The following is a 22619-nucleotide window of genomic DNA, read 5'->3' as shown; positions in this document are numbered from 1 at the left end:
ACTCTCCGTAAAATTCGATTCGCTCCGTTTTCGTATGAGTTCCCACATGAGTTAACGACGGCTAAATACTTCATTGTTCCGACAAAGATCATAATTTTCTATTTGAAAGAAATCTGGATCTCCGATCAAAAAAATTTGCGAATTCTCTCGCTTACTCTAAAATAACTTGAATCTCGGCCGGAAGATTCTTCCATTCTTCCGAATTCCGGCTCTTGTAGAAAATCGGAGATTGAATTTCGTCCCAGTTTTCCGCGCGAAATAAGTCGATGCTTTCTTCTCCTTTCTTAAACACGCGGGAAGATTCGTCCGATGCGGGTTTTACCGCTTGCACGGGAGCCCAACCGAAACCCGGAATATAAACGTCTATCGTATCCTTAAAGGAAACCGAATTCTGTCCGGAGATCGTCGCCGTATATTGGGAACGAACAGGAACTCCGGAATCCAAAAGACTCTTTTTTAAAGAAGGTATGGTGCTGCGGAACAATCGCGCGTCGAAGATCTTATCCACATAATACGAATTCTTTTGAACCTCGAGAGGTTCACCCTTTAGGAAAGGTTTAAGATCGTCTCCGATTCTTTCCTTCTTTTCCAAAAAGTCGTCCGTCACGTAATAACGAATATTCTGCGTTCTCGCTTCGAAAGAATATTCTAAGGTTTGTTTTCCTTTGACGTCGTCCACACCCAATACCTTTACGAACGCCCTTCCGTTTCCGATAAAATCCTGTTTGAATCCGGGCGTAGTCATCTTTAAATTTCGAATTCTTTGATGTTCCGTCGTCGGAGGTTGAAAAATTCCGAGAGAACCTCCGGCGATCGAGAGTTCGTTTAACGAAAACGTTATGCGAACTTTCATCGTATGAGTCGTTTCACCCGAAGCGATAAATCGATCGGTTTCGACGAACGAAACTTTTCTCACTTCTTTTCCGGTGCGATCGACCACGAAGATTCGGCTTCCCAAAAAAACCATTCCGCGGATTTCCTTGGAAGGAGTTTTGATCGACCCGGTAATGGATCCGTTGTTCGGGTTATATCGATAAATGTTACCGTCCGAAGAATCGGAGACCCAAATCGAATCTCTTGCAAAAGCCAAATCCCTCGGTTGCGCGCGGTCGGTTAAAAAACCTCCGATCAACTTACCGGTAGCTTTATCTAAGATGGAAATCTTTCCATTCTCCTGATCGAGAATGTATAATAGCGAATCCTGACTTGCAATTCCTCCGATCTTTTCGATCGGAACCGGAATTCTTTCCGTAACTCCGCCGGTGTTCGGCTCCACTTTCAAAACGAGCTTTCTCGCACCGACGAAAATTCTCCCTTCACGCGGATCAAAATTGATCCCGGTCAAAAACGGAATGTTCAGGGAAAACGATTCTTGTCTTCCCGAAGGATCAACTCGATACAAGGATCGATGTGTGGAATCGATGTACCAGAAATTCGTTCCGTCGTACGTAAAACCGTAAGCGTTCTCTGTAAGTTTAATTTCCTGATCTTGGGAAAAAATCGGGGTCGAAATGAAAAATACGAACGCAACTAAATACCTGAAAAAACTGACTTGAGTGAAATCCATAGCTCCTCTGCAAGACCGGGTCTGTTTATATCAGTTCCTAGTTGGATGGGAGAAGGCACAAAAATGAAAATCAGCGCGAACAAAATCAAAAGGCCGCCGATCTTTCGAACTCGATCCAAGGGAACCACCGGGTCAGGGACAAAAGGGTGTTCTACTTTTATGATGAAATAAATCAGGAAACCCCACAGTAACCAGGAAAAATTCCAAAAACATAAAAGCAAAAACCCCGTAAAAAGATAATAAATCCAATTCCGATATTTTTCGCCAAAAATGGAATAAATCACGTGACCACCGTCGAGTTGTCCAAAGGGGAGAAGGTTGATCGCAGTCACAAGCAATCCGACCCAACCCGCCTGCGCCAACGGATGAATCCAAACGTCTTGAACCGCGGGATCAAACGGTCCTAAGATTAACTGATTGATAAAGATCGTGAAGAAAGATTCTCCGAAGGAAATGATTCCCGGATTCCCTCGTACGGTGTCCATCGGAACCAGAGAAGACCAGTAAATTCCTAAAACGTAACAAGGAACCGAAAGGATCAAACTCATCAACGGTCCCCAAATTCCGATGTCGAAAAGTTGTTTTTTATTTCGAATCGGCTCGAGAATTCGAATCACCGCTCCCATCGTTCCGATCGGCGCGAATGGAACCGGGATAAAATACGGCCAAGTCGCTTTAACGCCGTAATATCGCGCCGCTAAAAAATGTCCCATCTCATGCGCTAAAAGAATTATAATCAAAGAAAGGGAATACGGAAGTCTAAGAAAAAATAATTCTTTTAAATACTGAACCGATAGAAAGGGAATTTCAAAAAATTCACTTTGAAACGTGAGAGTCAGAAAGGTAAGGACGAACAAGATGACGTGTGTTGAAAATCGAGATTGTTTCAATCGTTATTCTATTCTTATCGGAAAGAATCCTCTTTACATGGTACGGCGAATTTTTAGCCTTTTATATTAGTTTGGCGAAGACCGGAGATTGACAGTTGTTCGAAAACATTAAATTTATCAAGAAGTATGATCCAGCCGCTAAGTCGTATTTGGAAATCATACTCTGCTATCCGGGTTTGCACGCGCTTTGGTTTCATAAGCTCGCTCATTTTCTTTATCGGATAAAACTTCCTTTAATTCCAAGGATGATCAATACTTTTTCCAGATTCATCACCGGAATCGACATTCATCCGGGGGCACAGATCGCGAACGGAATCATGATCGATCACGGTCACGGCGTCGTGATCGGAGAGACTGCGACGATAGCAAAAGGATGTTTGATTTACCAAGGCGTGACCTTAGGAGGAACCGGAAAAGAATCCGGGAAACGTCACCCTTCCTTGCTGGAAAACGTGGTCGTCGGAGCGGGAGCGAAAATTCTCGGGAATATCACCATCGGAAAAAATGTTCGAGTCGGTGCAGGTTCCGTGGTGATGCGAGACGTTCCGCACGACACGACCGTGGTCGGAATTCCGGCAAAAGTCGTACGTTCCAAAATGCCGATCGGAGAAGAAGGCGAACACATGCTGGATCACAATGAAATTCCCGATCCGGTCGCAAAAGTATTTTCCATCCTTCTCGAACGAATCGAAACTCTTCAGAAAGAGATTCACGATTTAAACAAAGACGGTCGTCATCACAGCCCGTTAAAAAAGGAAAAGGACAATCTGGAAGAGATTCTGGACGAGTTCATCCACGGCGGCGGAATTTAAACGACCTTGTTGAGTCGGAACTACGAGCACCTCTCCGTCTTTATTTGATAACAGAATCGCAAAATTCCGAAAACCGATTTCCAAACCCGATCGATTCCCTGTTTCGGAATTGATTTTTCAAAAGAACGTTTTCTTCTATTGGGATGAAAAAACGAATTCTTTCCATTTTGATCGTATGGATCGGTACAATCGGAATTCTCAATTGCAATCTGGTGGTCTCGAACGAACAAATCTGTTCAAAGGACATCGAAGAATTCGATAAATGTTTTCCGGTTCTGCTTTTGGCGATTCCCGGTTGCGTGGATCCGAGTTTGAACACCTGCGGCTTTGCGGTTTTGGAAACGGCAAAAGAAATCTGCAGAGGAAGAATGAAGCAGGATAGTTGCCGCGCGCACCGTTAAAGCGAAAAGCCCCGTAAAACGGGGCTTTCTTTGCGAGGGAACTTTTATCGAAAAGAAACGATTACTTTTTTGGAATAAAGCAGTCGATCCCGTCCGTTTTTAATTTCGATTTCAGAGATTCGGCGCCCGTTCTGGTGCCGAAATCACCCAACTGAATCACGAACAAACCGTCTCTTGTAAATACGAACGTCTTTTCTCCGTATTCTTGTCCGAGGCTTGCTTTGTACGCTTCCGCTCTCGTTTGATCGCGGAAAACTCCCACTTGCACGGTATAACCTTTCGGAGAACCTTTGATGTATTTTCCACCCGCAACCGGTTTGTTCGGATAATCCGATTTTTGCGGTTGAAGTTTTTCAGGTTTACCTTCATCGCCTAACAGAGCATCCTCGTCATCGTTGTTTTCGAGTTCTTCGGATTCGTCACCCGCGGCTCCTCCACGTTTTACGACTTTGATTCCTACTTTTGCAAGTCCCACGTCTTTGAATTCCAGAGTGTCAGCCGCTTTTTCGGAAAGATCGATGATTCTATCTTTTACGAAAGGCCCTCGATCGTTCACACGAACGAGAACTTCTTTTTGGTTTTCCAAATTCTGAACGCGAATTATGGAACCCAAGGGAAGAGTCGGATGCGCTGCGGTAAGTTTCGTTTTGTCGAACTTCTCTCCGCTTGCGGTCGGCTTCCCGTGAAATTTCGCGCCGTACCAGGAAGACATTCCGATTTCGTCGAAGTCTCCTCCGGAACTGTTGGATTTTTCAGGAGGTTGAGCCTTGGCGTATTTTTCAACGTTCAGCTCTTCTTCGAAAGATCTGCGTCCCGGCTTTTGGGAAGAAGCGGATGAACCGGATTCTCTATCCATAGGAGCGATCTCTTTTTCAAAAAAGATCTCGGACGGATCTCCGGAAGCGCTGACGCTTCGTTTCGATTCGACGGATGCGCAAGACGTAAAAATAATCAGGGCAACTAAGATTGCTATTTGTTTCATGTTTCCCTCGGGTCCTAGTGATTCCTTTATCCAATCGGCCGAATCGAAAAATTCCATTACAACTTTTTCGGTCGCCCCAGTTCGAAATCCGACCGATAGTTGTTTTATGACCGGGACAGATATCAGCAAAATCTTCAATCAGGCGTTGGCCTTGGAAAAGCAGGGAAAGCAGCCGGAAGCGATTCAGCTTTACGAAAGTCTGATCCAGGCTCAGCCGAAGTATCAAAAATCGTATCTCAATCTCGGCGCCCTTTATTCCAAACAAGGGAATTCCAAAAAGGCGATCGAAGTCTATCAAAAGGCTCTCGATATCGGAAAAACTCCCGAACTCTATTACAATATCGGAGTGGAACTTTATCGAACCGGGGAAATAGAAACCGCCGTTCGATCCCTTAAGAAATCCCTCGAAATCGAAAAGCGATTTTTAAAGTCGCATATCCTTCTCGCGTATTGTTATCGCCAGCTCGAAAAGGATGATAAAACCGAACTCTATCTTACGAACGCGATTCGACTCGATGCGAACAATCGAATGGCGTTGACCGCGCTCGCTACCTTATACTTTGAAAAGGAGCGCTGGAAAGAATGTTTGGAAACGGCGGAGAAGGTGAACAAACTCTATCCGGGCGATTCGAGAATGCAGGTGTTGATTTCGGAAGTTCATACCCGCTTGGGAAACTTCAAACAATCCTTTGAAATTCTCAAACAAGCGACTTCGCAGTCGAAAGGATTTACTCGATTTTCAGACGCGATCGAAGAAGCGAAGAAGAATCCGGAAGAAGCCGCTTTTTTCGATTCTCTGGAAAAACTTACGAAAAACAAACTCGATGAATTCCGTTCCAAATTCGAGATGAGCAAAGAAAATCCGGAAGACTTCGCGCCTCCGAATCCGCAGGATGCACTTGATCTTTCGCTCATGTATTTGTTCCATGGCGATAAAGAACGCGCTCTCAAGTACATGCTCTATGCTCAAAAACAATTGGAAGAATCCGGTGCCCAGGAAGGCTGATCGAACGGTTCCACAAAAACGAAACTCTCCGCTTAAAAAAAGAAGACTTCCGTTTCTGCGGTTCGAACTTCTATCGATCTTATTACTCGCGTCTCTTTTTCAATTTTGTATTTATCCGATCCGCGAAGCGGAAGTATTGGAAACCGATCCTTCCTTTTTATATTTGAATTCATCCGAATTTTCTCAGACCGAACTAGAAACGATTTCTTCCATTTGGAAAGTCAGAGGTCTTCGCGGAAAGGGGACCACCGCGGAAGATAAAAACAATATCGGCGTTCTTTTAGCGAAGAATTCCCTTTTGGACGACGCGGAAGCCTCGTGGAAAGAATGTCTGAAACTTTCCGAACACAACCCGATTTGTTTTTCCAACTTGATCCGCATGCATTATCTGATCGACGAATACGATCTTGCAAAAGAGGAAATCGCTTTTTATTTGAAATCCGCGAAAAAAGATCAGATTCAACAATTTCGTAAACTTTTGAATTCGCAAAACAGAAGGGAAGAAACGGTTTTGCTGCTCGACGTTCAATCCAAGATTCCGGGTATGGAAGTCGTTTCTTGGGAAGAATTGAGTAACTATTTTCTGGAAAAACAGGACTTCGAAAAAGCGTACTACTATTTGGAAAGAATTCTCCAGATCAATCCGTATCACAAAAACGCGCGGGCGTCGATGGTGTTGCTCGCGCACGACTTGGAAAAGTGGGACGATCTTCTGATGTTCGCAATGAATCTTTATTCGACGGACGACAAAATCCCCGATTTGAATTATTATATCGCGAAAGCATATTACGAAAAACGAAATTACTCCGAGGCCTTGGAGTGGATTCGAAAATCTCCCGAATCGGAAAAGGAAACGGTTCCCTTTATCGAACTCTGGAAACGAATTCTTTTGTCCGTAAATCCGAACGCGGACCTACATCCGATTCTCCCTTATATCAAACGAATGCAGGCGAAAGGTTTACAGATTCGGGAAGAAGACATTTTACCGACGCTCAATCCTACAGGCAAGAAGACGATCGAAGATATCAAAGTGGGGCGTTAACTGTAAAATCATATGTTTGTCGGGCAAATTTGAGGAACAGAAATTTGTCCGTGATTCGGTAAACGTATGAGTTCCCACAATACCCCTCGCACAAAAAGTCGTAATTCATTCTATCAACTATCTTTGATACTTGTTCCGACAAACAACCCTATATAAAAAGTTCTTGTAAACTTCCGAAAAAATAGAACGCAATTCTTCACGAAGAATGAAGAAGGTTCCAAATACGCAAGGTTTGTTTCAGGTTTTTCGGTTCGTGCGTTCTGATATATTCCACTTTTTGAATGGAAAGATACAGTTCCGCGATTACGGTCGCGATTTCACGTTCGTTGACGTCCAAACCGCCGAGTGCGTTTCCTAAAAACGACTTCTTCGTAACTGAAACCATCATCGGCGAGAATTCTTCTTTAAGAGTTTGGATTCTTCTTAAAACCTCAAAGCTGACTTGAAAATCGGGGCTGAGAAAAAATCCCATTCCCGGATCAAAGATCAATTGCTCTTGTGAAATTCCCGCTTGAATCAAAGTCTTTTTTCTTTCCCGAAAGAATGCGACGATTTCTAAAATCACGTTATCCGGCGTAAGGTGAGAATTCTTTTCCGCGCGATTGGATTGATTGTGCGAATACATGAGAATGAATTTTCGATCGCTGCCCGCGAACTTTGAAATTTCGCGAACAGATTCCGAATCCACAAAGCCGCGGATATGATTGATAAATTCGGCTCCGGCTTCCAAGGAACGAGCAATGACTTCCGGTTGAAACGAATCAACGGAAACGCGAACTCCCTTTGCGATCAGATCGGGGATCAAATTCTTCATTCTTACCCATTCGATTTCGGGTCCGACCAAACCCGCTTGGATATTGGAAGATTGCGCACCTATATCGATTACGTTTGCGCCTTGAGACACAAGGGATTCGGCCTTTTGCAAAGAAGCAGCATGAGTCAGATATTTTCCGCCGTCCGAAAACGAATCTTCGGTGATGTTCAAAACTCCGAAGATCACGGGAGAATGTTCCGAAGAATTCGTATCCTGCTTACTTTCCATCTTTAAAAACTCCGAATCAAGACCGATACTTTAAGGGAGATCCTGAATTTAAACTAAAAACGGCAACTCTTCTACATTCTTTTTGGAGTGATTCATGCGTCCTTTTATGAAATCGATTTTCTTTTTATTTTTCTTCATACTTGCACCCGTTTTTTCGCAACCGTTGCCGGATCTTCCCGAAAAACAATTCGGCCAACCTCTCAACACGCAAAACGACGAGTACAATCCGATTATCAGCCCTGACGGCAAATACGTTGTGTTTCAATCCAATCGACCGGGCGGCGAAGGCGGAATGGATCTTTGGATTTCCGAAAACGTCCGATACATGGACAAAGAAATTCCCGCCGAATGGACCAAACCGGTAAACATGAATCAGAACATTCGGGAAGAATTGAAACGTCCTGCCGTTCCCGGCGTTCGCAAACCCAACTTATTCAACTCGAACGCTTTCGAAGGCGGGGTTTCGATTTTATTCGACGCAAATCACGCGCCTTCCGAAATTTATTTCACCTCAACGATCAATACGGCTGTGAACCGTAGCGGCTTTGAAGGTTTGAATATTTATAAAACCGTGAAGGATAAGAAGACCGGAAGATGGACCGATCCGGAACATCTCAGCGAAATCAATTCCAACTTCAACGAGAAGATGCCTGCGATTTCACCCGATGGAAACTTTCTGATCTTTTCATCGGATCGTCCGGGCGGTTACGGAGATTTCGATCTTTGGATCTCTGTTCGAAATATGAAAAACGGAACTTGGTCTCAACCGAAAAATTTAGGAACGCCTCTCAATTCTTCCGAAAGCGACATTCTTCCGTTTATCCATCAAGACGGAGAACAACTTTATTTCAGTTCCAATCGCGAAGATGAAAGAAAGAAATTCAAACTCTATCGAATCTTTCTCAGATATAAATCCGCGTTAGACAGCATGTTGGAAGACGAAGAAGAATCGGAAGAATCTTCCGCCACAAAACAAAACGAAAATGTCGTTCCAAAAGTGGATCAATCTTCTTTGTTGCTTCTTCCAAAACCGTTTAACACGGATAAATGGGAAGGATTCGACAACGAAGGAATCAGCTTTGATCGGGACGGAATTTGGGCTTACATTTCTTCCAACCGCACCGGAGGAGAAGGCCAGTTCGACATCTATCGCTTTCAAGTTCCGGAATCTCTTCGCAATTCTTACGCGCTCAACTTCAAAGGTTTGGTTTTAGACGGTTCCGAAAAGACGATGATCGGATTGGATTCCACGTTAAAGATTTACGACGGAAACAAACCCGCGAACGTAATCACTTCCAAGCGGATCGGAGGCGATCTCACAAAAGGAAGACCGTCGAATTTTTCCACAAACCTGCAAACAGGCAGAGTTTATCGCGTTGAAATCAGTTCTCCAGGATTTCATCCTCAGGAAGACGTTCTCGATCTAAGAGGTAATATTGGAAAGAATCGAAAGATTTATAGAACTTACGTGCTTCTTCCCATCAAAACCGGAGAAGGAAAAACGGAAGAAACGAAAGTCGAACAACCCGTAGACAATCAGACTTCCACTTCCGCAGCGATGAAAGTGGTTGTAGCGGACGCAACAACGAAACAAATTATTTCCGATGCAAAAGTCACACTTTTTACACCGATCAATCGAAAAGGAGAATCTCTGATTCAGGAAGCGGATAAGAAATCCTTTTTAGTCAATAAATTGCCGGAAAACGATTTCGAGTTGTTTGCGACCGCTCCGAAATATATTTCCGAGAGCGTGAACATCGTTCAAAAAAATATTTCCAAAAACGGAACCGTGACTATTTTTCTTAAAGCGGAGAAGGACGTAGATCCGATTTATAATCTACAACTTTACTTCGAATTTAATAAAACAAAAATCACGGACGAGAACAAAAAGTTCCTAGCGCCTCTTGTAGACTATCTTGTTAAAAATGCGTCCGATAAAATTGAAATCGGGGGACATACGGATAACGTAGCCTCGAAAGAATACAATACGAGATTGAGTGCTAAAAGGGCTCGTAACGTTTATGAATATCTTCTTTCTAAGGGGATTTCGGAAAAACGGATGAAAGTCAGAGCCTATTGGTATTCGCAACCGGAAGCTGATAATGAGACAGAAACTGGCAGAGCAAAAAATAGAAGAGTGGGTTTCAGAAAACTCTAAGGAGTTTTCATGACGGTACAATATCAAAAATATCTGCAGGCTCCCAGGTCTTGGGAAACGATACAAGACCTGAATAAGATCAAATATATTCTCAAGGAATACATTCACTTTCAGGGTTTGCTCGTTAAGGAATCGCCTTTCCATCAGGAATTAAAGCCGATGGAAATCCGGGAAGACGGATCGTTCGTATTTCCGATCGACTCCACACTTACGAACGTGGACGACGAACTAGTTCTTTATAGAACTCTTTCCAAACACATAGAAATCGGATTCGAAGTGATCGAAAAAACCGATTCTCAAATCGTTTGCAAACCCGTTTTCGCTAAGATCGCGAAAACCCAAAGAATGTCTCCTCGCATCGAAGGGCTGATCGGTAAAGTCATTTCGCATAAATTTCTGATTCCTAGAAAAGAATTAGAAGTCAGTAAAGTACTCGGAACTTCCGGACAAATCATCCTGAACGATCTGAACCGCAAGGTAAAAGCGATGTATCCGAGTTCTAAACTCGTATTCAGTTCTTCTAAAGAACTGACACCCGAGGAAGAACTCGTAAAAAAATTCAAAAAACCGATCTACATCCCGGATACGTCGCTCTTAGACACCGGTAAGGAGGGGGAATTCGCAAACTTGGATCTTCTTCCGATCAAAGAAGTTCTTCAAGAAGAATTGATCCTCGAAGAAAGAATGCGTTTCTTTAAAGGAAGCAAAACCCGTTCTCTTCTTATTTATCCGATCGTCTTTCAAAACGGAGGCGAGGCCCAAATCTTTGCGATGGGTGTGATCGAATCGAGCGAAGGCCCGATCTCGGATAAGGTCATCCCTTTGTATAAGGAAATGGAAGAGATTTTCAATTCCAGAATGGGAGATTCCAACACAAAATCCTTGGACGTCCGGCAGAACGTTCTGAACATTTCGGAAGGTGGAATTCTTCTGGAAGTTACCGAATCGGAACTGATCGAATCCTTTCTCCACAAACCGATTTTTACGGCCGATATCACCTTTAAGATGCAAGCCCCGTTGCGATTTGCGTTTCATATCCGACATATTTCCCAAGTCGGAGAAATCTATCACGTAGGTGCAGAAATAGTTGGCTCCAATGATGCTAAGGCAAATATGACTCTATTGAAGAAAAATATGAACTTCATTAAGACTCAGTAATTTGCCTTGGAAAATCAGAAGAACTTTTTAACCACAGCGCCCTACAAAGGTACCAGAGATTTTTATCCGGAGGAAATGCGCCTCCGGAATTGGATGTTTTCCGTTATGCGGGAAACCGTTTTGTCTTTCGGGTATCAAGAATACGACGGACCCATCCTCGAGTCGTTCGATCTTTACAAAGCCAAAAGCGGAGAAGAGATCGTTGAACGGCAATTATACGATTTTATAGACAAGGGAGAACGAAGAGTCGCGATTCGTCCCGAAATGACGCCGACGCTTGCAAGAATGGTCGCGGGAAATCTCAGAAATCTTCCCCGTCCCGTTCGTTGGTTTTCCATTCCAAACCTATGGCGTTACGAACAACCGGGCAAAGGAAGACTCCGCGAACACTGGCAGTTGAACGTCGACCTTTTCGGCGTGGACACGCACCGTGCGGAACTCGAAATTCTTCTGATCGCAGATTCTATCTTACAAAGATTCGGAGCGCCCGCCGGATCGTATCAAATCAAAGTTTCGCACAGAAAACTTCTGGATAGTTTTTTAAAGAATTCCCTGAAACTCAACGAGGATCAAGTTCACGGAGTTTCCAAACTTTTGGATAAAAAATCCAAAATTTCACCCGAAACCTTTCAAACTGAAATTAAACCTTTCTTGAACAATTTCGACGAGCAGCTCGCTTTGATCGAAACCTATCTCGCTTCTAATCTAGAAACGGTTTCAAAAATTCCTGGAATCGATCCTGATTCCGTTTCATTCATTCAAAACTTATTCAAAGAACTCAAAGAGCTCGGAGTCGACAAACAACTCGTATTCGATCCTTCCATCATCCGCGGTTTCGATTATTACACCGGATGTATTTTCGAGGTATTCGATACGAATCCCGAAAACAGAAGATCCTTGTACGGCGGCGGAAGATACGACAATCTCATCGGATTGTTTTCCAAAGAACAACTTTCAGGAATCGGTTTCGGATTGGGCGATGTGACCCTAAAAAACTTCTTAGAGGGCCACAATCTGATTCCCGACTTGAGCAGGGAAAAAACGGTTTTTCTTCCGATCATGGACGAAGCGCTTTTTGTGGAAACATTCAAACTTTCCAAAGAACTTCGCGAGAATGGAATCCTCACCGAAACGATGTTAGATTCCGCGAAAATTGGAAAACAAATTCAGGTCGCGGAAAAAAAAGGTTATCGGTACGTACTGTTTCTTGGAGAATCGGAAATTCGTTCGGAAACGGTTCAAATCAAGGACCTTGTTTCCGGAGAACAAAAGAGCCTATCTAGAAAAGGGCTTGCCGATATTCTGAAAAAAGACTTTCGACTTTGATACAAATCGTAGACCAAATCGATTTTTCGCTCTCTACTTGGATTCGGACCAATCTCCACAATCCTAAGTTGAGTCACGTCCTTTCCAAAATCAATCGCGGAGAAGTTTTTCTTATCATTCTTCTTCCGTTTCTTTACTTCAAGAGCGATCTTCCGATTTCTTGGTATTGGGTTTTGCTTTTTACCGGACTTGTGACGTATGCAAACGACCGCTTCGTTTTATTTCTCAAGCGCCTGATTGCGAGAAAACGACCGTTGATTACCGTTGCCGGCAAAGTGGATTCGAATCCGGACATGAAACATTCGTTTCCGTCGGCGCACGCGGCGAATTCGATGACTGCGGTTTTGATTCTTGTGCTTTTGTTTCAGTTTTCTCCGGCCTTGATTCTGATTAGTTTCTTAGCCGGAGTCGGTAGGCTGCTTTCTCTGCATCACTTTGTAAGCGATGTGATCGGCGGTTGGATTATCGGAACGTTTTTCGGTTTTGCCGGTTTATTTCTTGGCAGCGCTCTTCTTCGGTTTTGCTGCTCCTGAACCCGCTTTTGATCCCAATGCATCCAATGTAAGTTTGTGACGAATCTCGCCTTCGTGAGTGATCGTCGTAGAAGAAAGAATCTCATCGTTCAAGTCGAGATTGATCTTCTTGTCCTTAATCAAAAGTTTGAGAAAGTTTAAAACGTTCTTGCTGAACATTTTAGAAGCATCGCTCGGAATGGAACCCGCGAGGTTTTTGTGACCGATTACGGTTACACCTTTTGGCGTTACTACGTTCTGTCCATGTTTCGTATATTCGCAGTTTCCACCCATGGAAGAGGCGAGGTCTACAACGACCGAACCGGATTTCATGTTATCCACGATTTTTTTCGTTATGAGCAACGGCGCTTTCCTACCCGGAATCAAGGCGGTAGTAATGATTACATCCGCTTTCTGTGCGTATTTATCGATAGCTTCTTGCTGGCGCTTTTTGTATTCTTCGGTTTGTTCCACCGCATAACCGCCGGCCGCCGCAGAGTGAGAAGCCCCTTCTACTTCCACGAACTTAGCGCCGAGAGAGTGAACTTGTTCCTTCACTTCCGGTCTTGTATCGAACACGTCCACAACCGCTCCTAATCTTCTGCTGGAAGCGATCGCTTGTAAACCCGCAACGCCCGCTCCGATAATCAAAACGGAAGCCGGAGTGATGGTTCCCGCTGCGGTAGTAAGCATCGGGAAAAAACGAGCTAAATGAGAAGCGGCAAGCAGAACCGCTTTGTAACCCGCAACGGTCGCCTGAGAAGAAAGCACGTCCATAGACTGCGCTCTGGTGATTCTCGCAATCGCATCCAAGCTCAGAACTTCGACTTTTTTAGCCGCGAGTTTTTGGATGGTTTGTGCATTCATCGCAGGTTGGAACATTCCGAGATAGATCGTTCCCGATTTAATCTTTGCTAAAGTTGCAGGATCTGCGAGATGAATGCTCACGATGATATTGGACTTACTAAGAACGTCCTGACGGGATACGAGACTTGCTCCCGCTTTTTTATAATCTTCGTCGTGGTAGAAAGATTGTTCGCCGGCGCCCTTTTCTACGAGAACGGTTGCTCCAATCTTTTTCAATGCGTCGACGATATCAGGAGTTACGGATACTCTTGTTTCTTCTTTAGCTTCTTTTAGAATTCCAATATTCATAATTTATTCCCGGTGATTGATTCAATAGCGTTTCCGGACGCGTTTCGGTAAAGTACGTCCAGATTTTCTTCGCGTAAATTTAATCCAAGTTATTTTTAAAGTAATCGATGGTTTTCCGAATTCCTTCGATTAAAGGAACCTTAGGTTCAAATCCAAGATGTTTTTTTGCCAGAGTTAAGTCCGGTTTTCTACGGGCCGGATCGTCCTGCGGTAAAGGTTTATGAATGATCTTGGAGGAAGAACCCGTTTCCTTCAGAACCATTTCCGCTAATTCGCGAACCGTAAACTCTCCGTCGTTTCCGAGGTTGACCGGACCCGAGAAATTTTCGGTGTTCATCATTCGGATGATTCCTTCTACAAGATCGTCGACATAACAAAAGGAACGAGTTTGATCGCCTTCTCCGTAAAGTGTTATGTCTTCTTTTTTGAGGGCTTGTACGATGAAGTTACTGACAACTCTTCCGTCGTCGGGAAGCATTCTCGGACCGTATGTGTTGAAGATGCGGATTACCCGAATGTCGACTTTATGATTTCTTTGATAATCGAAGCAGAGAGTTTCCGCAACCCGTTTGCCTTCGTCGTAGCAGCTTCTGATTCCGATCGGGTTTACGTTTCCCCAATAAGATTCTTTTTGAGGATGTTCGAGAGGGTTCCCGTAAACTTCGCTCGTGGAGGCCTGGAGAATTCTCGCTTTCACCCGTTTAGCGAGACCGAGCATATTCATCATTCCCAGTACGTTCGTTTTGATCGTCTTGATCGCATTGGACTGATAGTGAATCGGACTTGCAGGACAAGCCATATTGTAAATCTGATCGACTTCGAGTTTGATCGGATCGGTTATATCATGTCTGATAAATTCGAACTTAGAATGATCGAAAAGATCTTGGATATTCTTCTTTCTTCCCGTATGAAGATTATCCAAGCAGATAACTTCATTTCCTTCGTTTAAAAGTCTAGCACACAGATGGGATCCGATAAACCCGGCTCCGCCTGTGATCAAAATTCTTTTTTTGCTCATGATTCTTCTTTTTCCAAAAATTCCGACTGCAAAGGTTTTCCGTTTAGATCCAAGCCTTTGCTGAAAAACCATTCCATGACTTCCGGAGTTATTTCTCCTGGGAATGGAGCTTCCATAGTTCCGTCCTCGGGAAAGTGGAATGAGTCTTCTTCCTGCAGAAAATCCTGACTCGGAACCTGCGATTGGAAAACTCTTTTAACCGATACGAATATGATGGATAAGCTAAAAAAAGACCAGAGGAGAGCAATCAAATATCCCAGAACAATTACCGATTTAGGAACGCCGTGCGCGGGATTTGCGCCCGTAATCCACGTCGCCATAATGCCCGCGTCCGTGTAAGCGATGTTCCCGGTAAAATCGAGAAGATCGTATAAGCTGTATAGAGTGATGCTCGTTCCGATAAACACAAGAACGAATTGATTCAATCTTAGATTGAAAAGACCGAGCAAGACGAAACTCAAACCCCAAAGAATTCCCGTATATTGCGCCAAGTTACCCGGCTTTGAATAAGAAATGGTCATGAGCAAAAGAATCGCTCCGAACGAAATCAAAGTCGGCCGAATCATCTTTCCGGAAAATCCGCGGTTCAATAAAAAACCGCCGATCAAACAAGAGCCGAGATAACCGGCGGACACGACAAAAATAAACGCGCCTTTTCCAGAACTTGGAATCGCGATCGTTTCCCCGGATTCGTTTCCGTGCAGTTCGATCGCATGAACCGAGCCGCCCGTTAAAAGAGCCGCAATCGCGTGACCGATCTCATGAATGAAAACGATGAAGTCTTTCAGATAACTGACAAGGTGATGATCCCAAAAAGAAAAAAGCGTAATCGCGATCGAAATAAAAATCGTCAGCCTGAGAAATCGATTCTCCATCGATCTCATTATCGGCAGATTTTTACATTTTCGAGAGAATTTACCACGCAGGGTAAGTTTAGTTTTCCTTTATTAAAAAGATAAGCGGATCATGCAGATTAAACCGAATTAGATCGACCGAGTCGAATAAGTTAACTCGAACTTCGCTCCCTAAGGGTCGCGAAGTTATGTTCTAAAATGTTTTAAGATCTCCCGCAGCTTTGCCGCTTTCAAAACCGATTCGTCAACGGTATGTTTAATTTCTTCGGAGGTTCTCGCAATGGACTCGGAACTATCGGAGATCGTCTGCATCGATAAAGAAATTTCATCGGAAGCGGTTTTCTGAAAACCGGAGGATTCGTTCACCGTTGCACCGAGTCGATCGACTTGATCGGTGTTCTTTCGTATTTCGTTTAATTTTTCCGCTTGCGCCGCTAAGGATGCCGTTACGATCGTAGCGGAAGAATTCACTTCGCCGATATAATCCGTAAGTTCTTTCACGATGGATAAAGACTCTTGAAATTTTTCTGCGCCGAAGTCAACCGCTTTGGCGGTGTTTCCGATCAGACTCACGATATCCTTAATTGAGTTTCGTGTTTGATCGGCGAGCTTTGAAATTTCTTCCGCGACCACGCTGAAACCTTTTCCCGCTTCGCCCGCTCTTGCAGATTCGATAGAAGCGTTTAACGCGAGAAGATTCGTTTTTTCCGAAATGGAAGTAATGATGCTGATGATCTTAGAAATTCCGTTCGAGTATTCCTTGATTTCATCCATTGCCAAAATAGCTCTTCCGAACGTCTCTTCGCTCTGAGAAGCTTTTTGTTTTACAGAAGAAGTTTGAAAGGAAAGATCGTCCATTGATTTGGAAACTTTCTGAATCGATTCTGTCACCTTTCCGATTCCTTCGTTGATCGCATTCAAGCCGGATGACTGAAGATGAATCGATTTGACGATCTCGTCCATTGTAGACGACAATTCCTGAGAAGCCGATGCGGTTTCTTCTACGGAAGCGGCCTGCGTATGCGTCTTCGATTGGAATTGCTCGGTGGACTGGGAAAGATATTGATAAAGTTCCTGATTCTTTTCGAAATTTTCTTTGATCTGAACCAACAATCCCCAAACGCTGATCACGAGAACTCTCAATGAAGAATACACTTCGGCAATTTCGGAATTTTGTTTCCGAGCGGGAATCTCTAAAAGAAAATTCCCCGATACGATGTCTTTCTGAATCGCAATGATTTCCCGTATCTCCTTTCGATAACCCAAAATTGTCCCGATTAGAAAAACAATTCCTAACGTTCCGCAAAGAATTCCGATCAAAGGGAGCAACATCATTCCACTATGAATCCATTCTATATTCGCAAACAAGAGCGGAACGAATACAAGCAAAGCATAGGTGAAGATTTTTCCGGCTAATCCCAATTTTTTGGATAAGATCTGAAATCTCGTTTTTATCTTTATTGAAATCGAATTCGTATCATGGAGCTCTTTAAAAAGAATTTCTGCCGTAGCGATTTGTTTCCGAGTCGCTTTTTTTCGAACGGACATAAAACCCGAAACAATCCCTTCGCTCATCACCGGAGTAATCGTCGCATCTACCCAATAATGATCTCCTGATTTGGCACGGTTCTTAACCACGCCGCTCCATGGATTGCCGCTTTGAATCGTTTCCCACATTTCCCGATACACCTCCGCCGGAACATCCGGATGGCGGATCAGGTTGTGCGGTTCGCCCAACATTTCCTTTTCACTAAAGCCGCTGATATCCGCGAAATCCTGACTAACGTAGGAAATTCTTCCTTTCGTATCTGTACGCGAAATCAATACCGCAGCCGGGGGAATCTCTAATTCTTTATTCGTAATAGGGAGATTTTTTCTCATTCAAAGCTCCTCCATTTCCATCGCAAACTAAGCGCGGATCGGCTTAAAGAAGAATTTTGGATCATATTTAAAAAGCGTACGGTGTCTAATAATAAACGAAAGGAAAGTAAACGATACGGAGAATTCAATGAAAATTGAATATACTCCGAATTACTTAGTGCGGGCCGCAAAACTTCGGTTTACTTTGTCAGAAAGATCGAGCTAAAAAAACCTGCCCCGGTTTAGGACGAGTTCTTATATTCCATTTAGGGAACAAGGATTTAGGACGGTTCAGATCCGTTAAGTAACTCAAAGTAGAACGCAGAGTTTGCATCAAGGACGTAATTTTGGAAAGAATTCGGATTTCCTGCTTAGCTTCAAATCCGACTTAACTCTTTTTTCTGTGAATCAAAAAGATTGACCTGAATTTGGAAAGATTTTTATAAATGACGATCAAATCTCTACCGAGTCTTCCCGGGTATCGATTGCCTTTGGAGAACGAATTCGAAAGAATGGACTTGTGAGCATTCGCCTTTCTTTTCTCGCTTCCGGCTTCTTTCATATTCTAATATTTTTGTTTTTCTTTATACCGCTCTTTAAATCCGAATCGATCGCCGATCTTAAGATTTTTTTAAAAAGGGGCGCAACCCCAAACGTTACGCTCAGCCTTTCCAAGGAAGGCGTAGGTCAGAGATCGGAAACGACCCCGTCCGAAAATTCGAGCGCGGAAGGGACCTTACAAAAAGAAATCGAAAAATTTAAAAACGAAATCCACTTTCCGCAAGGCGCGCTGGATCAAAGACTGGAATCGGATTGTTCTTGGGAAGTGAAAATAAAATCTGACGGAAAGGGAGAAATTCTCAGGACCATTCAACCTTGTCGATATTCGATATTCGACGTCGAATTTCAAAGAGCGTTGAAAACTTGGAAATTCGATCTCAACGAAGGAACAAACCTAATTATTCCGGTTTCCTTTAAAGTAGATGAAAGAGAATTCTGAAGTCAACGAGTGGTATGTTCTTTATACCAATCCAAGAGCCGAAAAAAAGCTCAAACGATTGTTTCAGGAAAGAAAGATCGAATGTTTTCTTCCGCTTCTTTCTAAAAAGAAAAAGTGGTCCGATCGTTGGAAAGTCGTTGAAGAACCGATGTATCCTTCTTATATCTTCGTAAAGATTTCGTTCTATCAAGACAAAGTTAAAGTTCTCCAGCTACCCGGCGCACATCATTTCGTTTTTTACGATGGAAAACCGTATGTGATTCCGGACGAGGATCTCAATTTAGTGAAATCATTTCTGGAAACATATCCGGACAAGATTCAAATCGAAATTCAGGAAAAACTTTCCCCCGGAAAAAAAGTTCTTATCCAAGAAGGGCCGTTTACCGGATACAAGGCCGAAGTCATATCGCGTAAGAATGAGGAGCAGATCATCGTTAAATTTCCGGGAATGAATTTGATGACTTCGGTGACTCTCGATATAAAAACGTTAAAACTGGAGGAAAACCTTGGATCCAATTTTTGAGAAGATAGAAAAAGCGATCGATACGGAGATAGAATCCATTCTCCATTTTAGAAAAAACTTGGACCCGTCTATCAAGACGGCAATCGAATTGATCCTTCAATCCAAAGGAAAATTGATCGTAACCGGAGTCGGCAAGTCCGGAGACGTGGGCAAAAAAATTTCATCCACTCTTTCTTCCACCGGAACTCCATCCGTTTTTTTACATCCTGCCGATGCTGCGCACGGTGACGCGGGAATTATTTCCGCAGAAGACGTGATCGTCGCGATCGGAAAATCCGGCGAAAGCGAAGAACTGTTGAATCTCATTCCCACGATCAAAAACATCGGCGCAAAATTGATTTCGATGACGGCTAACGTAGAATCCCGTCTTGCAAAGGAATCCGATGTCGTTTTGATCACTCCCGTTTTAAAGGAAGCTTGTCCGCTGGAACTCGCTCCGACTTCCAGCACAACGATCGCCTTGATTTTAGGCGATGCGATCGCAATGTGTTTGATGGAGCTGAAGGATTTCAAAAAAGAAGATTTCGCACTTTATCATCCGGCGGGAAGACTCGGCAAACGCCTGAGTTTGAAAATCGACGATGTCATGCGTAAGGAAAAGGATCTTGCAAAGGTTTCTCCGAACACCTTGCTGGACGAAATTCTAACCGAGATCACCGTCAAAAGACAAGGCGCGACCGGAGTTACGGATTCGTCAGGAAAACTTTTGGGAATCATTACCGACTTTGATATCCGCAAAAAATTGAAAGAAGGTAAGTTGGATTCTTCGATTACGGCTGAACAACTTATGAACTCCAAGCCGACCACGTTTCAATCCGGTTCAAACGCGTACGACGTACTAAAACAAATGGAATCCAGACCAAGTCCGATTTCAGTGGCTCCGATCGTGGACGAATCGCAGAAGTTGATCGGAATCGTTTCCATACACGATCTTTTGCAAAAAGGTCTCTAATTATGAATCCACGGGAATTTAAAGTCGTTCTTACCGTCAGTGAGAATGAATTTTTTTCTCTCAAAGAACATCCCGCTTGCGATTGGATCGAAATTCGTTTGGATTTATTTTCACCTGAAAGCATTCGAACAAGGCTGAGCGACAAAATCAAAGAATTGAACGCGAAGTGCGTTTTTACTTACAGACAGGCCGGAGATACGGATCAAACAACGGCTTCCAAAGAGAATGAATTAGATTTTCAGAATGTGATAAACTCGATCGATCCGAAAGAGCACTATCTCGATCTGGAGTTGAATCGATCCAACGACCTTTTCGGATCACACGCGGATAGAGGTTTCGGATTGGTCCGATCCGTTCACAAATTCGACGGTATTTTATCCGAACAGGAATTGCGGGATTGGGTCCGTAAGGATCCTTATTTGGATGGAAAGAAAAAATACGAAGGAATTCTTCCGTTAGTTTATAAATTCGCGGTCTTCCCGAATTCGGTGAGCGAACTCACCGATTTTTTAACTTCCTTTCGCTCGATCGCAAACGAATATAAAAATTTGAATGTGTTTTTGACGGGGATTTGTATGGGTCCGATGGGAGTTATATCGAGGGTTTTTCCAGATTTCTTCGGCTCGATTTTTACGTATTGCTGTTTGACAGAACCGAAGGCTCCCGGTCAGGTCGATTTGAATTCTTTGCATCGGCTAAGAAGCTCGCAGTAACTCGGCAAAGTCGCTTTATGGGAATTGAATTCTTTCGATAACCGATAAAGTCAATACGGTTCGCCGCTGGGTGTTTGAGTCGATTCGCGCCGAACGTTCAAGCGGATTTCCAGTACGTAAAATCAGGTTTTATCGAGTGCCTGAGAATCCTGATTCTTCTCTTTATCGCCGCCTTTGGATTCTAAAAAAGATTTAAACAAGGACTTTTCCTTAAACCGATCGAATTCTTTCTCTTCCGCGGCGGCGGCCCAAATCGCCGGTTTCATATTCGCCGCCTTACGAATGTACTCCATCGTCTTTTCAAGGTCGTCCTTGTTCGCATAACATTTTGCCAACAGATAATACGCTCCCGAAGAACCGCCGACCTTTTCCAACATAAGAATCGCCTGATCGATCTTTCCAGTGTAGTAGTAAGCCTTTCCGAGATAAAATCGATATTCGCGCTCTTCTTCCTCCGAAGATTGAACGGAGTGAAAATAGCGAAGAGCTTTTTCGTATTCTCCGTGATTGGTATAATAACGGGCGAGTTTCAAAATCCCGTCGTTGTAAACGTCGGGAAGATTCTTAAATTCGGGGTTTTCCTTTTCCAGTTTGGAAGCGATCTCTTTAAGGATCGTATAACCTTCGGTTTCTTCTTTATTTTGAATTTTACAAAGTGCGAGATACATGCGAATCTCATGTGTCCTTTCGCCGAATTCGAGCGCTTTTTCCGCCGTTTTGATCGCATTTTCGCAATCTTTGACTTCGTACTTAAGTTTGGTCAATCCGATCAAAGGCTGAACCGTCGTATTAACCGCATAGGATTTTCTGTAATACTTCGCGGCTTCTTCGTATCGTTTCATTTTGTGATATGCAACGGCTTGATTTAGATTTGCATAATACAACATTTTCGGACTGCCGCTTCCGATTTTATCCTCGAGCTTATCCAATATGCGAAGAGCTTCCTGATACTTCTCTAAACGGATAAGAATCACGCCGTATTTATACAGATAATCGTGTTTTTCGGGAAAGTCTTTGACAAGTCCTTCCAATAAAATTTCCGCTTTTTGAAACTCTTTGCGATTCGCGTAGATTAGGGAAAGATTCCAGCGCGCCGATTCGTCCCCGGGTTCTTTCTTTAGAATTTTAAGATATTCTTCTTCCGTACTCGGACCGCTTGTTTCCGGTTCTTCCGTTGTCTGTTTTTTGGGGCGATGATGAACTACGTGGCCGGACGAAAGCCTTTCCTCCGCGGTGGATCTGATTTTTTGAATGTGAGTTAGATCCGGATCGATTCTCAACAAACGATTGGAATACGCGATAACTTCGTGATAATCTCTTTGATAATTGAAATAGAGAATGATCTTCTGATAACAGTTTACCAAATCTTTTTTCGGTAGATTTAGACCGACTGCTTTCTTGAACGCCTGAATGGACTTCGGATAATCCCTTCTATATTCGTAGATATATCCCATGTACATCCACGCTTCTCCGGAAGAAGGATTTGCATTGTTGAACTTTTGGAACTCATCCATGGCCTTGGAAAAATCTTTTTTCGCATACGCTTTCTTTCCTTCTTTCAAATCCGCGTACAACGAAGTTGAAATGGAACACAAAAGAACTGAAAAAAGAAAAATCCGCAAGCCCATAGGACCAGTTTCGGAGAGGA

General features: G+C 43.5%; 21 protein-coding genes. 12 read left to right on the top strand and 9 right to left on the bottom strand.

Annotated elements, in window-relative coordinates:
• Positions 1-151: 151 nt before the first annotated feature.
• Together LFX17_RS00280 and LFX17_RS00275 are read right to left on the bottom strand one after the other, a co-directional pair.
• Positions 152-1567 carry an NHL repeat-containing protein gene (locus LFX17_RS00280; RefSeq protein WP_238744577.1) on the bottom strand — a complete coding sequence of 472 codons (1416 nt, stop codon included), beginning with the start codon at positions 1565-1567 and terminating at the stop codon, positions 152-154.
• Positions 1531-2457 carry a site-2 protease family protein gene (locus LFX17_RS00275; RefSeq protein ID WP_238728324.1) on the bottom strand — a complete coding sequence of 309 codons (927 nt, stop codon included), beginning with the start codon at positions 2455-2457 and terminating at the stop codon, positions 1531-1533. The genes LFX17_RS00280 and LFX17_RS00275 overlap by 37 nt, the downstream gene beginning before the upstream one ends.
• A gap of 95 nt (positions 2458-2552) precedes the next feature.
• Here LFX17_RS00275 and cysE point away from each other — a divergent pair, with 95 nt between their 5' ends.
• Both cysE and LFX17_RS00265 read left to right on the top strand, forming a co-directional pair.
• Positions 2553-3269 (top strand): serine O-acetyltransferase, encoded by a 717-nt coding sequence (gene cysE, locus LFX17_RS00270; RefSeq protein ID WP_238728323.1) that lies wholly within the window; start codon positions 2553-2555, stop codon positions 3267-3269.
• 143 nt (positions 3270-3412) lie between these two features.
• Positions 3413-3670, top strand: a complete 258-nt coding sequence (locus LFX17_RS00265; RefSeq protein WP_238744576.1) for a hypothetical protein — start codon at positions 3413-3415, stop codon at positions 3668-3670.
• A 61-nt stretch (positions 3671-3731) separates the two neighbouring features.
• On the opposite strand, the gene mpl36 is transcribed toward LFX17_RS00265, so the two are convergent.
• Positions 3732-4652, bottom strand: coding sequence for an RlpA family plasminogen-binding lipoprotein MPL36 (gene mpl36 / locus LFX17_RS00260; RefSeq protein WP_238744575.1), 921 nt, complete (start codon positions 4650-4652; stop codon positions 3732-3734).
• 106 nt (positions 4653-4758) lie between these two features.
• On the opposite strand from mpl36, the gene LFX17_RS00255 reads away from it, so the two are divergent.
• Together LFX17_RS00255 and LFX17_RS00250 are read left to right on the top strand one after the other, a co-directional pair.
• On the top strand, positions 4759-5658 hold the full coding sequence (locus LFX17_RS00255) for a tetratricopeptide repeat protein (RefSeq protein ID WP_238728320.1): 900 nt from the start codon (positions 4759-4761) through the stop codon (positions 5656-5658).
• The gene (locus LFX17_RS00250; protein WP_238744574.1) at positions 5615-6700 is read left to right on the top strand and encodes a tetratricopeptide repeat protein; all 1086 of its coding nucleotides are present in this window, start codon (positions 5615-5617) and stop codon (positions 6698-6700) included. The genes LFX17_RS00255 and LFX17_RS00250 overlap by 44 nt, the downstream gene beginning before the upstream one ends.
• A gap of 196 nt (positions 6701-6896) precedes the next feature.
• Here the strand turns inward: LFX17_RS00250 and folP are convergent, their stop codons facing one another.
• Positions 6897-7742, bottom strand: coding sequence for a dihydropteroate synthase (gene folP, locus LFX17_RS00245; RefSeq protein ID WP_238744573.1), 846 nt, complete (start codon positions 7740-7742; stop codon positions 6897-6899).
• A gap of 94 nt (positions 7743-7836) precedes the next feature.
• On the opposite strand from folP, the gene LFX17_RS00240 reads away from it, so the two are divergent.
• Genes LFX17_RS00240 through LFX17_RS00225 form a run of 4 tightly spaced genes read left to right on the top strand, consistent with a single transcriptional unit; the run spans position 7837 to position 12917 of the window.
• Positions 7837-9900 carry an OmpA family protein gene (locus tag LFX17_RS00240; protein WP_238744572.1) on the top strand — a complete coding sequence of 688 codons (2064 nt, stop codon included), beginning with the start codon at positions 7837-7839 and terminating at the stop codon, positions 9898-9900.
• A 9-nt stretch (positions 9901-9909) separates the two neighbouring features.
• Positions 9910-11058 (top strand): DUF1577 domain-containing protein, encoded by a 1149-nt coding sequence (locus tag LFX17_RS00235; protein ID WP_238744571.1) that lies wholly within the window; start codon positions 9910-9912, stop codon positions 11056-11058.
• Between the two features lie 6 nt (positions 11059-11064).
• Complete coding sequence (gene hisS, locus LFX17_RS00230; protein WP_238744570.1) at positions 11065-12384, top strand: histidine--tRNA ligase; 1320 nt, start codon at positions 11065-11067, stop codon at positions 12382-12384.
• Positions 12381-12917, top strand: coding sequence for a phosphatase PAP2 family protein (locus LFX17_RS00225; RefSeq protein WP_238728314.1), 537 nt, complete (start codon positions 12381-12383; stop codon positions 12915-12917). Before hisS ends, LFX17_RS00225 begins: the two co-directional genes overlap by 4 nt.
• Here the strand turns inward: LFX17_RS00225 and LFX17_RS00220 are convergent.
• The 4 genes from LFX17_RS00220 to LFX17_RS00205 all read right to left on the bottom strand — a co-directional run bounded on the left by LFX17_RS00220 (position 12876) and on the right by LFX17_RS00205 (position 17804).
• Positions 12876-14051, bottom strand: coding sequence for a Re/Si-specific NAD(P)(+) transhydrogenase subunit alpha (locus LFX17_RS00220; protein ID WP_238728313.1), 1176 nt, complete (start codon positions 14049-14051; stop codon positions 12876-12878). The genes LFX17_RS00225 and LFX17_RS00220 overlap by 42 nt on opposite strands.
• 79 nt (positions 14052-14130) lie before the next feature.
• Positions 14131-15069: a UDP-glucuronic acid decarboxylase family protein gene (locus LFX17_RS00215; RefSeq protein ID WP_238728312.1), complete on the bottom strand. Its 939-nt coding sequence runs from the start codon at positions 15067-15069 to the stop codon at positions 14131-14133.
• Entirely contained in the window at positions 15066-15944 is an 879-nt protein-coding gene (locus tag LFX17_RS00210) for a M50 family metallopeptidase (RefSeq protein WP_238728311.1), read from the bottom strand. The genes LFX17_RS00215 and LFX17_RS00210 overlap by 4 nt, the downstream gene beginning before the upstream one ends.
• Before the next feature lie 165 nt (positions 15945-16109).
• Positions 16110-17804, bottom strand: a complete 1695-nt coding sequence (locus tag LFX17_RS00205; protein ID WP_238728310.1) for a methyl-accepting chemotaxis protein — start codon at positions 17802-17804, stop codon at positions 16110-16112.
• 499 nt (positions 17805-18303) lie between these two features.
• On the opposite strand from LFX17_RS00205, the gene LFX17_RS00200 reads away from it, so the two are divergent.
• The 4 genes from LFX17_RS00200 to LFX17_RS00185 are packed head-to-tail and all read left to right on the top strand — an operon-like array spanning position 18304 to position 20971.
• Complete coding sequence (locus LFX17_RS00200) at positions 18304-18783, top strand: LIC_10042 family TonB-like protein (protein WP_238744569.1); 480 nt, start codon at positions 18304-18306, stop codon at positions 18781-18783.
• Positions 18767-19306 carry a UpxY family transcription antiterminator gene (locus LFX17_RS00195; protein ID WP_238728308.1) on the top strand — a complete coding sequence of 180 codons (540 nt, stop codon included), beginning with the start codon at positions 18767-18769 and terminating at the stop codon, positions 19304-19306. The genes LFX17_RS00200 and LFX17_RS00195 overlap by 17 nt, the downstream gene beginning before the upstream one ends.
• Positions 19290-20258 (top strand): KpsF/GutQ family sugar-phosphate isomerase, encoded by a 969-nt coding sequence (locus LFX17_RS00190; protein WP_238744568.1) that lies wholly within the window; start codon positions 19290-19292, stop codon positions 20256-20258. The genes LFX17_RS00195 and LFX17_RS00190 overlap by 17 nt, the downstream gene beginning before the upstream one ends.
• 2 nt (positions 20259-20260) lie before the next feature.
• Positions 20261-20971 carry a type I 3-dehydroquinate dehydratase gene (locus tag LFX17_RS00185; protein WP_238744567.1) on the top strand — a complete coding sequence of 237 codons (711 nt, stop codon included), beginning with the start codon at positions 20261-20263 and terminating at the stop codon, positions 20969-20971.
• 122 nt (positions 20972-21093) lie between these two features.
• Here the strand turns inward: LFX17_RS00185 and LFX17_RS00180 are convergent, their stop codons facing one another.
• Entirely contained in the window at positions 21094-22599 is a 1506-nt protein-coding gene (locus LFX17_RS00180) for a tetratricopeptide repeat protein (RefSeq protein ID WP_238728305.1), read from the bottom strand.
• Between the last annotated feature and the right edge of the window lie 20 nt (positions 22600-22619).

Origin of the sequence: Leptospira sanjuanensis (assembly GCF_022267375.1) — a bacterium.
Taxonomy (GTDB): Bacteria; Spirochaetota; Leptospiria; order Leptospirales; family Leptospiraceae; genus Leptospira; species Leptospira sanjuanensis.
This window is presented reverse-complemented; position numbering and strand designations above follow the sequence as displayed.